This is a genomic window from Actinoplanes sp. NPDC051859, assembly GCF_044452725.1.
Lineage (GTDB): Bacteria > Actinomycetota > Actinomycetes > Mycobacteriales > Micromonosporaceae > Actinoplanes.
The window spans coordinates 703796-717294 of the sequence record NZ_JBITBX010000001.1 but is presented as its reverse complement, the minus strand read 5'-3'; the positions used below and the strand labels follow the sequence as shown (position 1 = coordinate 717294).

Annotated in this window: 16 protein-coding genes; 8 read left to right on the top strand and 8 right to left on the bottom strand. The window is 70.0% G+C overall.

Annotated features, from left to right (window positions below; genetic code table 11):
* Positions 1-23 precede the first annotated feature (23 nt).
* Positions 24-452: a nitroreductase/quinone reductase family protein gene (locus ACIA1L_RS03285; RefSeq protein ID WP_396070841.1), complete on the top strand. Its 429-nt coding sequence runs from the start codon at positions 24-26 to the stop codon at positions 450-452.
* 4 nt (positions 453-456) lie between these two features.
* Here the strand turns inward: ACIA1L_RS03285 and ACIA1L_RS03280 are convergent, their stop codons facing one another.
* From ACIA1L_RS03280 to ACIA1L_RS03270, 3 genes are all read right to left on the bottom strand, one after another.
* Complete coding sequence (locus ACIA1L_RS03280) at positions 457-1017, bottom strand: hypothetical protein (protein ID WP_396070840.1); 561 nt, start codon at positions 1015-1017, stop codon at positions 457-459.
* Positions 993-1328 (bottom strand): hypothetical protein, encoded by a 336-nt coding sequence (locus tag ACIA1L_RS03275; protein ID WP_396070839.1) that lies wholly within the window; start codon positions 1326-1328, stop codon positions 993-995. The genes ACIA1L_RS03280 and ACIA1L_RS03275 overlap by 25 nt, the downstream gene beginning before the upstream one ends.
* 344 nt (positions 1329-1672) lie before the next feature.
* Complete coding sequence (locus tag ACIA1L_RS03270; protein WP_396070838.1) at positions 1673-2260, bottom strand: TetR/AcrR family transcriptional regulator; 588 nt, start codon at positions 2258-2260, stop codon at positions 1673-1675.
* 56 nt (positions 2261-2316) lie between these two features.
* Between ACIA1L_RS03270 and ACIA1L_RS03265 the strand changes: the two genes are divergently transcribed.
* Complete coding sequence (locus tag ACIA1L_RS03265; RefSeq protein WP_396070837.1) at positions 2317-3435, top strand: FAD-dependent monooxygenase; 1119 nt, start codon at positions 2317-2319, stop codon at positions 3433-3435.
* Between the two features lie 100 nt (positions 3436-3535).
* Here the strand turns inward: ACIA1L_RS03265 and ACIA1L_RS03260 are convergent, their stop codons facing one another.
* The 5 genes from ACIA1L_RS03260 to ACIA1L_RS03240 all read right to left on the bottom strand — a co-directional run bounded on the left by ACIA1L_RS03260 (position 3536) and on the right by ACIA1L_RS03240 (position 7654).
* Complete coding sequence (locus ACIA1L_RS03260; RefSeq protein WP_396070836.1) at positions 3536-4369, bottom strand: glycosyltransferase family 2 protein; 834 nt, start codon at positions 4367-4369, stop codon at positions 3536-3538.
* Positions 4370-4434: 65 nt separating this feature from the next.
* Positions 4435-4938, bottom strand: a complete 504-nt coding sequence (locus ACIA1L_RS03255) for a class I SAM-dependent methyltransferase (protein ID WP_396070835.1) — start codon at positions 4936-4938, stop codon at positions 4435-4437.
* Between the two features lie 94 nt (positions 4939-5032).
* Entirely contained in the window at positions 5033-5806 is a 774-nt protein-coding gene (locus ACIA1L_RS03250; RefSeq protein ID WP_396070834.1) for a hypothetical protein, read from the bottom strand.
* Between the two features lie 16 nt (positions 5807-5822).
* Positions 5823-7004 (bottom strand): M20 family metallopeptidase, encoded by a 1182-nt coding sequence (locus tag ACIA1L_RS03245; protein WP_396070833.1) that lies wholly within the window; start codon positions 7002-7004, stop codon positions 5823-5825.
* Positions 7001-7654, bottom strand: a complete 654-nt coding sequence (locus ACIA1L_RS03240) for a cytidylyltransferase domain-containing protein (RefSeq protein ID WP_396070832.1) — start codon at positions 7652-7654, stop codon at positions 7001-7003. The genes ACIA1L_RS03245 and ACIA1L_RS03240 overlap by 4 nt, the downstream gene beginning before the upstream one ends.
* Before the next feature lie 164 nt (positions 7655-7818).
* Here ACIA1L_RS03240 and ACIA1L_RS03235 point away from each other — a divergent pair, with 164 nt between their 5' ends.
* The 6 genes from ACIA1L_RS03235 to ACIA1L_RS03210 are packed head-to-tail and all read left to right on the top strand — an operon-like array spanning position 7819 to position 13489.
* Complete coding sequence (locus ACIA1L_RS03235; RefSeq protein ID WP_396070831.1) at positions 7819-8058, top strand: hypothetical protein; 240 nt, start codon at positions 7819-7821, stop codon at positions 8056-8058.
* A gap of 46 nt (positions 8059-8104) precedes the next feature.
* Positions 8105-9007 (top strand): TauD/TfdA dioxygenase family protein, encoded by a 903-nt coding sequence (locus ACIA1L_RS03230; RefSeq protein WP_396070830.1) that lies wholly within the window; start codon positions 8105-8107, stop codon positions 9005-9007.
* A 25-nt stretch (positions 9008-9032) separates the two neighbouring features.
* Entirely contained in the window at positions 9033-9869 is an 837-nt protein-coding gene (locus ACIA1L_RS03225; protein WP_396070829.1) for a pyrroline-5-carboxylate reductase family protein, read from the top strand.
* Positions 9862-10785 carry a methyltransferase gene (locus ACIA1L_RS03220; protein ID WP_396070828.1) on the top strand — a complete coding sequence of 308 codons (924 nt, stop codon included), beginning with the start codon at positions 9862-9864 and terminating at the stop codon, positions 10783-10785. Before ACIA1L_RS03225 ends, ACIA1L_RS03220 begins: the two co-directional genes overlap by 8 nt.
* Before the next feature lie 2 nt (positions 10786-10787).
* Positions 10788-11954 carry an N-methyl-L-tryptophan oxidase gene (gene solA, locus ACIA1L_RS03215; protein ID WP_396070827.1) on the top strand — a complete coding sequence of 389 codons (1167 nt, stop codon included), beginning with the start codon at positions 10788-10790 and terminating at the stop codon, positions 11952-11954.
* Positions 11951-13489: an MFS transporter gene (locus tag ACIA1L_RS03210; RefSeq protein WP_396070826.1), complete on the top strand. Its 1539-nt coding sequence runs from the start codon at positions 11951-11953 to the stop codon at positions 13487-13489. Before solA ends, ACIA1L_RS03210 begins: the two co-directional genes overlap by 4 nt.
* The last annotated feature ends 10 nt before the right edge of the window (positions 13490-13499 follow it).

The window sequence follows — 13499 nt, the reverse complement described above, 5'->3', positions numbered from 1 at the left end:
CCGCTGTCCGTATATTGACCGGTGTGCCGCCGGACATCGCACTCAAAGCCATGAACGCCGCCCACCGCACCCTACTGAAGCTGAGCTGTGGTCGGCTCGGCTGGCAGGTCGCCAGCATGACCGTGCTGGAGTTGGTCACCACCGGCCGCCGATCCGGCGTGCCCCGGGCGGTCATGCTGACCTCGCCGCTGACCGACGGCGACGCCCTGGTGATTGTCGCCTCCCGCGGCGGCGACGACCGGCACCCCGCCTGGTTCCTCAACCTCCGCGACCGGCCGGAGGTGCAGGTCTCGGTCCGCGGCGGCTCGCATCAACCGATGGTGGCCCGCATCGCCTCGGCCGAGGAACACGCCCGGCTGTGGCCGCAGGTCGTCAAGGTCTATCGCAGCTATGCGGCCTACCAGAAGCGGACCACCCGCGAGATTCCGCTGGTCCTGCTGTCGCCTGCCTAGCCTTTCAGGATTCGAGGAGCCCGAACGTCCGCATCAGCACGGTTTCATCCTCGCTGTGGGTGTGCACCCGCTCGGCGTTCCCCGCTTCCTCGACGGCGTCCACGACGTATTCGTCAAGCCGGCGCATCCGGTCGGCGTCCCCCTGTGCCACGACCAGCAGCTCGTCGGCCGTCAGCAGCTCCAGGGCATGCACCAGCGGACTCTCGGCGGCGGGCGCCCAGCCTTCCGGCGGCACCCACACTTGAGGTGGTGCCGGATGGGGCCGGCGCTCCGCCAGTGCCGTCGCCTCCGCGAGGACGAGTCGGATCACGTCGGCCGCCACGCCCGGCCGGTCCTCCTGCAGCCGGGCCGAGGGCACGCTGACCCGAACCACCACACCGGTGGACTCCGCCCCCAGCTCGTCGGCGCCGGCCAGCACGACAGTCATCGGTGCGTCGAGGGCGGCCGTCAGCAGGTCGCCCCACGCGGCGAGGCAATGCCGTGCCGTGACGACGACCTTGCCCAGCACGGCGGCGTCCGGACCCGGCTCGACCTGCCAGTTCACTGCGGCGCCGCCACCGTCCACAGTCGCACCTCCTGACTGTACGAGCCGGCGAGTTTCTGTTCAGACTCCACCTCTCCCAGCGCTGCGATGACAGCCTGCCGCCCCGAGCGAATCTTGGCGGTAGACCGTTCGGTTGCCAGCACCAGCAACCTGTCGGGCCCGGCAGCGTCCGCGATCCGTTGCACCTGATCGGCCAACGGACGCATGGGGGAGGGCAGGTTCGGCGGCGGTGCGAACAGATCCTCAGCCTCCAGCGGTTTGGTCCGCATGACTCGCGCCGGGATCGGGCCGAGTTCGTACACGTCACCGACGTGGCATAGCGCGTCGAGCAACGCCCGGTCAGCCGCAGTCCGAGCAGCCCATCGCCGGGGTCACGCAGCCACGCTTCGGGAATCCGTACCGGGCACTTGAGGTCCTTCGGGCCGCCGTAATTGCGCTTGCGCGGAGGACCGATGACGAGCGCACCGACGTGGCAGCGCAGCGCCACCCACAGGTGGCTGCGCGGCGGAAATCGGCGGGCCAGCCAGGTGGCGCCGGCGAAGGAGCGATTAATGCGCTCGGCAACCGGCTCGACCATCATCCCCAGGCCAGCATGGTGCTGCGCGGGGATAGCGGATTCGGGTGGCAGCCGCAGATCGGCATGCAGAGAAAACCAGTCAGAAGGCAAGACCCAAGCCTACGAAGACGCGTCGGGTGTGGCGGCCGTTCCTGAGAAGGCGTGCAGGATGGTGGTGATGGCGACCGCGAGGTCCGCACGGTTGGCTTCGGTGCCGGGCGGCGGTGCGGTGCGGGCGCCCGCTCCGATCAGGCGGTCGAAGAGCAGGCCGTCGATGCAGGCGACCAGGTGATCACCGGCCTGCTGGGGGTTGCTGACGCCGATGGCGGCGAGCATCGCTCTCGCCTGGGCGCGCGAGGCGTCGCCGTGCCGCAGGATCGTGCGGAGTTCGGGGTGGTGGGTGGCTTCGAGGAGGCAGGCGTACCGGGCGAGGGTGCGGTTGCGCGCTCCGCTCATCCAGTGGTCGAGGACCGCTGCGATGGCTGGGGCGGTTTCGGCGCCGTCCGGCAGGTCCTGGCGGTCGAGGTCGGCGATGCGGCGGACCACTGCCTCGATCAGTGCTTTTCGGGTACGGAAGTACGCGGACGTGGTGCCCTGCGGGAGGGCGGCGCGGCTGTCGACGGCCCGGTGGGTGAGGCCGCGCATGCCCAGTTCGGCGAGCAGGTCGATGGCCGCATCAGTGAGGACGGCGAACCGGTTGTTCGGCATGGCACCTCTCCTTCTACAGCTGTAGTATTCCTTCTACATCTGTAGAAGGAGGCGACATGCCCGGCACAGCGGTGGTCATCGGCGGCGGCATCGGCGGGCTAGGAGCCGCGATCGGCTTGCAACGCAAGGGCTGGCGGGTGACCGTGCTCGAGCGGGCAGCCGAATTCCGGCCGGTCGGCGCCGGGCTGGTCCTCCAGGCCAACGGCCTGCGCTGCCTCGACGCGCTCGGCTTGGGCGCGACGGTCCGCGAGCGCGGCCGCCGGGACGTGTCCGCCGGGACACGCACCTCCGCCGGTCGCTGGCTGGCCCACATCGGCGCCGGAGAGCTGGAGCGACTGCTCGGCACGCCGGCGATCGGCATCCACCGGGCCGTCCTGCACGACATCCTGCTCGGCGCCCTCCCCGCAGAAACCGTGCTGACCGGCGCCACCGTCGAATCGGTGACCGCAGACGGCGCCGTCACCTGGCACGGACCGGACGGGCCGGGCCGGGCCCAGGCCGATCTGGTGGTCGCGGCGGACGGCATCCACAGCACGGCCCGCACCGCATTGTTCTCGGCCGTCCCCGAACCGCGCCGGATCGGCGTGACCGCGTGGCGTGGAGTCACCCCGGTCTGGGCCGGCGACCTCGACGTGGCGGTTAGCTGGGCACCCGGCGCCGAGTTCGGCATGGTGCCGCTCACCGACGGCCGCGTCTACTGGTACGGCGCCGTCAACTCGGATCAGTCGGCGGGAGACGTACGGTCGCATTTCTCGGCGTGGCACGACCCGATCCCGGCGCTCATCGCCTCGACCGAGACGGTGCTGACTGATGAGCTCGCCTGCCTGGACACGCCGCTGACCAGCTATGTCCGCGGCCGGGTCGCGTTGCTCGGCGATGCCGCACACGCGATGACCCCGCACCTCGGCCAGGGCGCCAACCAGGCCCTGGAGGATGCCGTCGTGCTCGCCGCGCTGGCGGATCAACCCCAGGGCCTGCGGGAGTACGACCGGCAGCGGCGCCCCCGCAGTCAACGGGTGGCGCAGGCGTCCCGCACGGTCGGCCGCTTCGGCCAGCAGTTGCGCAACCCGGCGGCCGTGGCAGCCCGCAACGCCCTCATGCGCCTGACGCCGCCCCGGTTCGCGCTGCGCTCGATGGCCCGGTTCGCGGGCTGGCAACCGCCGTCGCTGGACTAGGCCCGTCGCAGGGCCGCTCGGGGCGAGACGACCGGCACCACACGGCCCCGCCGGCAGGAGTGCTGGCGGGGCCGCCTCGTCGGGACCGAGGAGTGTGGGATCAGTTGGCGTAGGCCAGGCGAACCGAGGGGCGGGTGGCGATGGTCGCCGGGCGGTACTGGGCGGTGCGCTGGCGGCGGTAGATGACGAAGGTGTCGCGGATCGTGCGGACGATGCTCTTGGTGGTGACGGTCGAGCCGGCGGTGCGCTCCTCGAGGCGGACCGGGGCGGCCTTGAGGTCGTTGATGCCGGCCTCGCCGGCGGCGACGAAGAGCTCGAGGTCGAAGGCGAAGCGGCGCTCCTGCATGCGGGGCAGGACGGTGGCGAGCACGTCGCGGCGGACGATCTTGCAGCCGGTCTGGGTGTCGCGGACGTCGAGGCGGAAGAGGCCCGAGACCAGCGTCGAGTAGGAGATCGAGATCAGCTTGCGCAGGCCGGAGGCGGCGCTGGCCGAGTCCTCGTGGCGCTTGTCGGCGTAGACGACCGCGTGGTTGCCGGCGCGGGCGACGGTCAGGTACTCGACCAGGTGCTGCGGGTCGATGTCGCCGTCGGCGTCGACGAAGCCGATCCAGGCGCCGCGGGCGGCGACGAAGCCGAGGTGCAGCGCGCCACCCTTGCCCTGGTTGGCCGGGCTGACGACGACCCGGACGCCCGGGAGGCCGGCGAGGGTGCGCTCCGAGCCGTCAGTCGAGCCGTCCGAGACCGCGATGACCTCGTAGCCGATGCCGGCGTCCTGCAGGCAGCCGACGAGGCGCTCGATCGTGCTGCGCAGCGCCGCACCCGGGTTGTAGAAGGGAACGACGACCGAAAGCTCGACACCGGCGGCGGCGCGGCCCCAGAGGGCGGTCGCGTCGTAGAGCGGGGCGGCGGCGGTGAGCTCAAGCGTCGTGTTCATGCCCCTGGAGATCGGGCCGCTACCTCAACGCAACCTCTAGCCGATCTCAAAGGCGAGGCAAGGAATCAGGTGGTGCGGGTGGTGCGCAGGAGAAAGCCCGGCAGCGTCAGTTCCCGGGCGGTGACGCGGACCTTCGCCACCTCGGTGCCGCTCCAGTGCGGTGCCGCGAAGCTTGACCGCAGGAAACGTTCGGTGACACCCCACGGCTGGTCGCCTTCGAGCGACACGGCCAGGACGACAAGACTCCCGCCGGGTGCCACCAGACCTGGCAGCCGTTTCAGGTACGCGTCGACGTCCGCGTTGCTGCTGCGCTGCAGACTGTGCAGCAGCCCGGAGTCGAACACCGCGTCGAAGGGCGCGGCCGCCAGCGCGAGCTGGGTGGCGTCCTGCACCTCGAAGTGCACGTCGAGGCCCTCGGCTGTGGCCTTGGCACCGGCCGCGGCGATGGCAACGCCGGAAATGTCGACCGCTGTGACCCGATAGCCCCGACGGGCGAGGGCGAGGGCCAGCTCGCCCGTGCCGCAGCCGACGTCGAGCACGGTGCGACCCGGCACCCCGGCTTCGAGCACGGCTGCCAGCGCCGGCTACGGCCTGCCGATCTCCCAGGGCGGTCCGCCCGATGGAGCTGCCTGAAGGTAGAGCTCGTCGTAGCCGGTCACCGCCTCATCCTTGCAGCATGGCGGCCGTGCAGGTGTGCTCGACGGCTGCGCAGAAGCGGGCCAGTTCTGCGGGGGCCAGCGTCGCGAAGTAGGGCACGATGATCGCTGCGGTCAGCCGCTCGGCGTCCAGTCGCTGCTGCCGCACCTCGGCAGGGTCGCGGAAGGGGCCTCGATAGCCCATGCGTTCCGCGTACGCGGCACCGGTGCGCGGCGGGGGATGCGGTGCGGCGAGGATGGCGTCGAGTGGGGTGAGTCCGCAGGCCAGAATCGCGGCGATGTGGGCGGCTCCGCGCAGCTCGCGCAGGAGATGAATGGTGAGGGCGGCTCGGCTCGGGAGGCTCGTGGGGGCGGCCAACCGGCGCCAGCCGGTGAAGAGCGCCCCCAGGGCCGCGGGGGCCGCGTCGATGATCCGGCGCCCCAGCTCGTCGACGATGTCGAGCGTGTCGGGGCTGGTCCGGTCGAAAGCTTGCTCGCCCCAGGCGGCGATGCGGTCCCGGTAGTGCAGTGCCACGTCGTAGTGGGTCAGCCCTACGGGCACGGCGGTCCAGGCCCGGTGCACCGCGTCCAGCGGCTCGAACGCGATGGCGGCCGCGGCGACCTCGGCGGGGCAGCTGCCGAGCACGCCGGCCCGACCGACGACCCAGAACTGGCTGCCCGAGGCGAATCCGAGCGCCATTCCGTACGCGTCGGTGGACTTCGCGATGAGGAAGCCGCGGGTGTAGTGCTGGATCGGCGCGAACACCCGGTCGACGGTGTCGGCGGCGGTAGCGGTCGGCATACCTTCTCCTGAGGGATCAGGCCGGGGCGAGCCAGGCGCCGAGGATGTCGGCGAGGCGAGCCAGGTCGGCGACGGCCACCCGTTCGGTGGCCTGGTGGGCCTGCGTGATCGAACCCGGACCGAAGATCACCGTCTCCCGGGCAAGCCCGGAATAGCGCAGGGCGTTGGCGCCGAAGGGCGCCACGGTGGGGGTGGTGCCGGCGGTCCGGGCCAGGAATTGGACGAGGCCGGCGTCGGAACGTTGATAGAACGCCGGCGAGCCGGGCTTGCCGTCCGGCGCCGGCGGGATCAGCGAGGTGATCTCGCAGGGCACCGGGCAGGCAGCGCGGGCGATGGCCGCGAGCTGGTCCAGGACGTCGGCGGGGTCCTCGCCCGGGACGATCCGGCGACCGACCGCCATCGTGCACCGGTCGGGGATGACGTTGCCGCCGGTGCCGCCGGAAATCTGGGTGACCGACACGGTGCCGGTGCCCAACTCGGTGGCGGGCGGCAGGGACTGGAGTCGCCGGTGTTCGGCGGTGAACGCGGCGACCACCGGTGCGATCGCCTCGATCGCGTTGACACCGAGGTCGGGGCGTGCCGAGTGGGCCGCCGTGCCGTGGGCGGTCACCTCGGCGAGCACCAGGCCTTTCAGCCCGTGCACCGGGCGGAACTCGGTGGGTTCGGCGACGACGAGATGGTCGATCCGCAGGCCTTGCTGCTCGACCCAGGGCCGGAACCGGGTGGCGCCGAGCAGGCCGCCGGCCTCTTCGGCCACCGACCCGACCAGCAACAGGTCCGGCTCGGGCCGAAGTCCTGCGCGAGACCAGGCCGCCAGCAGGTGCAGCAGGACGCCCAGGGTGGCTTTGCTGTCCAACGCGCCGCGGCCGTAGAGGTGCCCGTCCTCGACCCGGCCGTCGAAAGGCGGGTCAGTCATGTGCTCGACGGTGACGGTGTCGGTGTGCACGTCCACGACGACGAGGCGCTCGGTCCGCCCGCGGAAGCGGCCGTACACGTTGGGACGCCCGGGGGCCACCTCGTCCAGGACGACGTCCGCCGCACCGCAGTCCGTGAACCGCTCGGCGAGCCGGTGGGCGAGCGCGCCCTCCCCGATCGGGCCGTGGCGTTCGGCGCGGGGTCCGCTGTGCAGGGGGTTGACGCTGGGGATCCGGACCAGTTCGGCGACCGCATCCACCAGCGCGGCGACGTCCGACGTCACTCGTGGTCGAGGGCGTAGAGGCGGGCGGCGAGGTCGAACTGGGCCTGGGTGTCGATGTCGATGGTCAGATTGGTGGCCTTGAACCACATCGGGCGGGCACCGACCAGCCCCAGCGTGGTCGCCACGTGCCGCGTCATGATCGAGCAGGAGAAGCCGAGCTGATAGAAGGTGGGCAGCTCCTGCGACGGGCGGTGCCAGGGGCCGAAGCCGAAGCCGATGGGGTGGAAGCTCTGGTCGAGCAGGTACTCGGCCATCGGATACACGACGACGATCGAGTCGGCGGTCGCGACGTCGCGGGTGTGCCAGTCGCGCACCACCGCCTCGTGCTCGTCGAAGAACGGGTCGGTCGCGTGGCACCACATCACGTCGTCGTCGCCAGGCAACTGTTTGCAGACTTCGTTCACCACGGACTGGAACGGGTAGGAGTTCTCGGTGAGATGTGCGGGCCGCGGCAGGAATGAGACCCCGTACTTGTCGGCGAGGATGCGAGTGGACTCGTCCTCCGAGGAGATGTAGACGTCGGCCGGATCGCCGAGCCGCGACAATTTCGTCACCAGAATGTCCAGAAGTGACTTCCCGTGCGCAAAGTCGCGGTAGTTCTTGTCCGGCACGCGACTGGACGAGCGCTTGGCGGGAATGACGTATTTCATGATCCGCTCCTCTTCGATCATCATCGGGCGGTGGGGCGTGTCCGGGCTCGCCCGTGGTGTCCGGTGGGGTGTGAATGGTGTGTTTTCCCGGCGGCCGTCGAAGCGCCGCACGGATGCATCATCGATCGAGCTGAATTTGCCAACAATCGAAAAATCTACAGTGGATGGGTATCAGTTCCCGACTCTCCTCCACAAGGCGGATCACCGTTGACGAGTTGTTAATCGACATTGACAGTTCCGGACAAAGCATTACCGATTCCGGCGAAACGCAGGGCGCCCAGGTCGGCAAAGAGACTGTCTCTTGTGATCTTGAATTGCGTGTGACACGGTCCAGATTCATGACCGGGGGCATGATCCGTCGCGCGGAGAAAGACGCGGCGGCCACGCGGATCAAGACCCGGTAATACACCTCACCTCAGACGTGAATTCTCCCGTGCCAGGAGGAGATCCGTGGCTATCACCCTGACCGCACGCCACCCGCTCTTCGTCGCCGAAGTGACGGGCGTCGACCTCACTTCTCCACTGTCCGACGACGTCTTCGCGGCAATCCACGCGGCCTTCGACCGGCACGCCGTGCTGGTCTTCCCGGGCCAGCCGCTCACCAACGAACAGCAGCTCGCGTTCAGCAAGCGCTTCGGCCCGCTGGAGACCGCCCCGAACTACGCCGGGACCGCACTACGCCTGCCCAACGAGTTCACCGACATCTCCAACCTCGACCACGCCGGGCGGATCCTGGACCCCAAGGACCGGCTCAACCAGTACAACCTCGGCAACCAGCTCTGGCACACCGACAGTTCGTTCAAGGCGCGCCGCGCGAAGTGCTCGCTGTTGAGCGCCCGCGAGATCCCGCCGATCGGAGGCGAAACTCAGTACGCCGACATGCGCTCGGCGTACGAGGCGCTGCCGGCAGACCGCAAGCAGCAGATCGACGGCCTCGTGGCGGAACACAGCATCGCCCACTCCCGCCGCAAGACCGGGTTCGACGGCTTCAACAGCGACATCTCGACGACGCTGCCGCCCGTACCGCAACGCATCGTCGACCACTACCCGGGCGGCCGGTCCAGCCTCTACCTCGCCTCACACGCCTCGCACGTGCTCGGCTGGCCGGTGGAGAAAGGTCGGGCCCTGCTCGAGGAACTGATCGAGTTCGCCACCCAGGACCAGTTTGTCTACACCCACCACTGGACCGTCGGCGACCTCGTGGTGTGGGACAACCGCCGCACCATGCACCGCGGCCGGCCGTACGACCCGACGCAGCGCCGCGTCCTGCACCGCACCACGGTGTCCGATGTGGAAACCGCCTACGAGCCGGCCAAGGCGACCGAAGACGACCGGTCCGGGGTCGGCAACTGAACGCCTGCGAAACGGGGAAGAAGAGATGACGTACGCCGCGCGCCTCACCGTGGTCGGCTGCGGCCACATGGGGCTTGCCATCGTCCGGGGTCTGCTCGGCGCGACCCCCCGGCCCCGGATCCTCGCGGTCGAGACCAACCCCGAGCGCCGCAAGGTCCTGCGGACAGTCGAGGGGCTCACCGTGGGCGCCGAACTGGCCATCACCGCCGGGGACTTCGTCGTCCTCGCCATCCCGCCACAGGCCTTCGGTGCATTTGCGGCGGCCGAGCGGCACCGGTTCACCGCGGATACGCCGGTGCTGTCGGTGATGGCCGGGCTCACTGCCCGGACCATCGCCGACGCACTGGGCACCACGCAGGTGGTCCGTGCGATCCCCAACACTCCCTCCGAAGTGTTCGAGGGTATGTCCGTCTACTACGCGGAGCCGGCGGTCACGGAGGCGACCGTCGCGCAGGCGGACCTGCTGCTGGCCTCGATCGGGCAGGCGCTGCGGGTGGACGTCGAGGAGCTGGTCGACGACGCCACCGCAATCTGCGGTGGCGGCCCGGCCTTCGTCAGCTACATCGTCGATGCCTTCTGCCAGTTCGCCACCTCACGCGGCTTCTCCGAGTCGGCCGGGCGAGCCATGGCGGCCCAGGTCTTCGGCGGCACGGCGACCCTGATCCGGCACAGCGACAAGCCACCCATGCAACTCTGCCGCGAGGTGATGACACCGAACGGCACCACCGAACGGGGCATAGCCGCGTTCGACGCCGCCGAGCTGAAAGTCTCGGTCCTGGCTGCGCTCACCGCGTCCGCCCACCGCTCCCGTGAGCTGGCGTCTGCGCTGAGCGCGGGCGCCCACCCGCGGAACGATGGCTGAGGGGGTGCCGGGCGGCGATGACGCCGCCGCGGCTCCCCGCCCCCCGTGCGCGACGTACGACGTGTGTTTCGACCTCGGCCACTGCTTTCGCCTGTTCGATCGGCCGGAAACGTTCCACGTCAGTCAGGCCGGTCTCGCGCTCGGCGATCACCTGGTCCGGCACCTGCGCGAGCGCGAGCTGGGCGGGCGGATTCTGGAAATCGGCACCGGCAGCGGGGCCATCTCCCTCCTGCTACGCGGTCTGGGCGCCTCGTCCATCTCGGCGACCGACATCTCCGCCGCCGCGGTGTCCACCGCCCGCCAGAACGAGCTCGCCAACTTCGGTGACGCCGTCATCGACTTTCGGCACAGCGATCTGTTCCCGGACAGCCCGCGACGCTTCGACCTGATCGTCTTCAACCCGCCGGGGTGGCGTACCCCGTCCGACGTCTTCAAGGCCGAGCTGGACGAGAAGCACCGCTCCCTCGATCTTGCGGCCATGTTCTACGGCGACAGCGTGCTGCTGCGCTTCCTGCATCAGTTGCCGGAGCATCTCGCGCCGGGCGGACGCGCCATCATCGGCCTGAACTCGCTGGTCGGCATCGCCGACATCTTCGGGCGGTCTCGGTCGATCCAGCGGCCATCAGGCACCGCCACGGTGCATTCGGAGGTGTTGGAGCGGATCGAGTTTCCGCTGCTGTTCTACACCGAGGAATGGCTGGAGTTGCGCACCTCGCTGCTGGCCCAGTTCGAACAGGGCCGCGAGGAGTACGCGGCCACCTTCATCACCCGCGGCAACACCCTCCACTGGTTCTACGAGATCACCGAGGTCACCGTGCTCGCACCGTTCGAGGAGCTTGCCCTGCCGAGTCCGCTGCCCACGCCCGCCCGGGCGGTCTTGCAGCATTCGGCCGGCGCCGAGCCGCTGGTCGGCTGACCATGGCGGCGACAGCGCGGTCCACCTACGACGTGGTGGTCGTGGGCCTGGGCATCATGGGTGCGGCGACGCTGTTCCACCTGAGCCGGCTGGGCGTGCGTGCCCTCGGTGTGGAGGCGCACGGCCCGCTGCACGGGTGGGGTTCTTCGCATGGTCAAACGCGGATCTTTCGTCGCGCGTACTGGGAAGGCGATCAGTACGTTCCGCTGCTGAATCGCTCCTATGCCGGCTGGCTGGAACTCGCCGACGCGGTGTCCGAGACGATCGCGGTGCGCACCGGCGGGCTCTTCGTCGGCTCCCCCGATTCGCGACTCGTGCACGGCTCACAGGGCACCGCCGACCGCTGCGGAATCGGCTACGAGCGCCTGTCGGCGGGCGAGATCACGCACCGCTTTCCGGCCTTCCACGTCCGCGACAATGCCGTTGGCCTGTATGAACCGGACGCTCTCATGCTGTTCGCAGACCGCGCCCGGCTGCACTATCTGTCCCTCGCGGTCGACGCCGGCGCTCAGCTCAGCTACGGCAGCGCGGTCCGTTCGGTGGAGCCCGGATCCCCAGATTCGGTGACGGTCACCGGTGCCGGGTGGCAGGTGGACTGCGGCACGGTCGTGCTGACGACCGGCGGCTGGATCGGCCGGTTCCTGCCCGACGAGCTCGGTCCGCTGGTCCGCCCGATGCGCATTCCCGTTTTCGAGCTGGACGTGGCGGAGCCCCACGCGCGCGACCACGCGCCGGACCGCTTCCCGGTCTTTCTCTTCGAGGATGCTGAGGGTGCCCTCGTGTACGGGTTTCCGCGCTGGCGTTCGGACGGCGGCCTCCGGATCGGCTTTCACAACCGGCAACTCTCCCCGGCAGATCTCGATGGCCCGCGCCGGCCGCCGACCGATCCGGAACGCCGCGAGTTGTGGCGGACTGTCGAAAGTCTGCTCCCCGGTGTCCGCAGCACCGGCCGGGGCGCCTCCTGCATCTACACGATGTCGCCGGACGAGAGCTTCTTCATCGGCCGGTCGCAGCAACAACCGCGGGTCGTCTACGCGAGCGCGTGCTCGGGGCACGGCTTCAAGTTTGCGCCCGGCATCGGCGAGATCCTGGCGCAACTCGCGACCGGCGGCGACCCGGCGGTCGACGTCTCGGCCTTCAGCGTGACGAGGGGGCGGCTACCGGCATGACAACGGACGACACGACGATCTCGGATCCGACGTCCCCTGACACCCTGCCGGGACTGCCCGAGGGCTACCGGCCCTGGCCGGCGCTGTGGGCGCTGGTGGCGGGCATCTTCATGATCCTGGTGGACTCGACCATCGTCTCGGTGGCCGCCGATGCGATCTGGGTCGACCTGGAGACCGACCTCAACGCGGTCATCTGGGTCACCAGCGGCTACCTGTTGGCGTACGTGACTCCCCTGTTGTTGTCGGGTCAGCTCGGCGACATGTTCGGCCCAAAGCGCTTGTATCTGCTGGGTTTGTTCGTCTTCACCGCGGCCTCGGCGTGGTGTGGTCTGTCCGACACCCCGGAAATGCTGATCGCCGCACGGGTGGTGCAGGGCCTCGGCGCCGCGTTGATGGCTCCGCAGACGATGGCGGTGATCACCCGCACCTTCCCGGCGCACAAGCGCGGTTCGGCCATGGCTTTGTGGGGTGCCGCGGCCGGAGTGGCGATCCTGGTGGGCCCGTTGGCCGGCGGGGTGCTGGTGGACAGTCTGGGCTGGCAGTGGGTGTTCTGGGTCAACGTGCCGCTGGGCGTGCTCGCCTTCGCCGCCGCCGTGCTGCTGGTCCCGAACCTGCCGACCCGGCGGCATCGGATCGACTACGCGGGCATCCTGCTCAGCGGGTGCGGTCTGCTGCTCCTGGTCTTCGGGCTGCAGGAGGGGCAGCGCTACGACTGGGGCTTCATCCGCGACCTCGGGCCGGTCCCGGTCACCGTGTGGGGGCTGATCGGCACCGGCCTGCTGGCGTTGGTGGCCTTCGTGTGGTGGCAGTCCCGGGCATCCGAACCACTGATGCGACTCACGCTGTTCCGGGACCGCAACTTCACCCTGTCCAATGTGGCCGTCGCCTGCATGGGCTTCTCGTTCACCGGGATGGCTGTCCCGCTGATGTTGTTCGCGCAAAAGTCCATGGGTCTGAGCCCGACTCGGGCGGCCGCATTGCTGATCCCGCTGGCCGTGATCTCCGGGGCGCTGGCCGCACCGGCAGGCAAGCTGGCCGACCGGGTCCATCCCCGCTATCTGACCGGGCTCGGCTTCGCGGCCAGCGCGACGGCCCTGGTCTGGCTGGGATTCGCGGCCCACGGCAGCACCCGGGTCAGCACGATCCTGGCCCCGCTCGCGCTGATCGGCGTCGGCAACGCCTTCATCTGGGGGCCGCTGACCGCGACCGCCAACCGCAACCTTCCGCTGCACCTCGCCGGCGCGGGATCCGGCGTCTACAACACGACCCGCCAGGTCGGCGCAGTCCTGGGCAGCGCCGCGGTCGGCGTGCTCATGCAGCACCAGGTCGAGCGCGAGTTCGCCCCGTTCGCCGCGGTGCTGCCACCCGGGGCGGGGACCGGCACAGCGCAAACCCTGGGTCCACTGCCGGAGGTGCTGCGCGGCCCGTTCGCCGAAGCGATGGGCACCAGCGTCTTCCTGCCGGCCGCGGCCCTGGTGCTCGCCTTCATCGTGGTGCAGTTCCTCGTCGCACCCAGCCACCTGGCCCGGTCATGAGCCGGCCGCG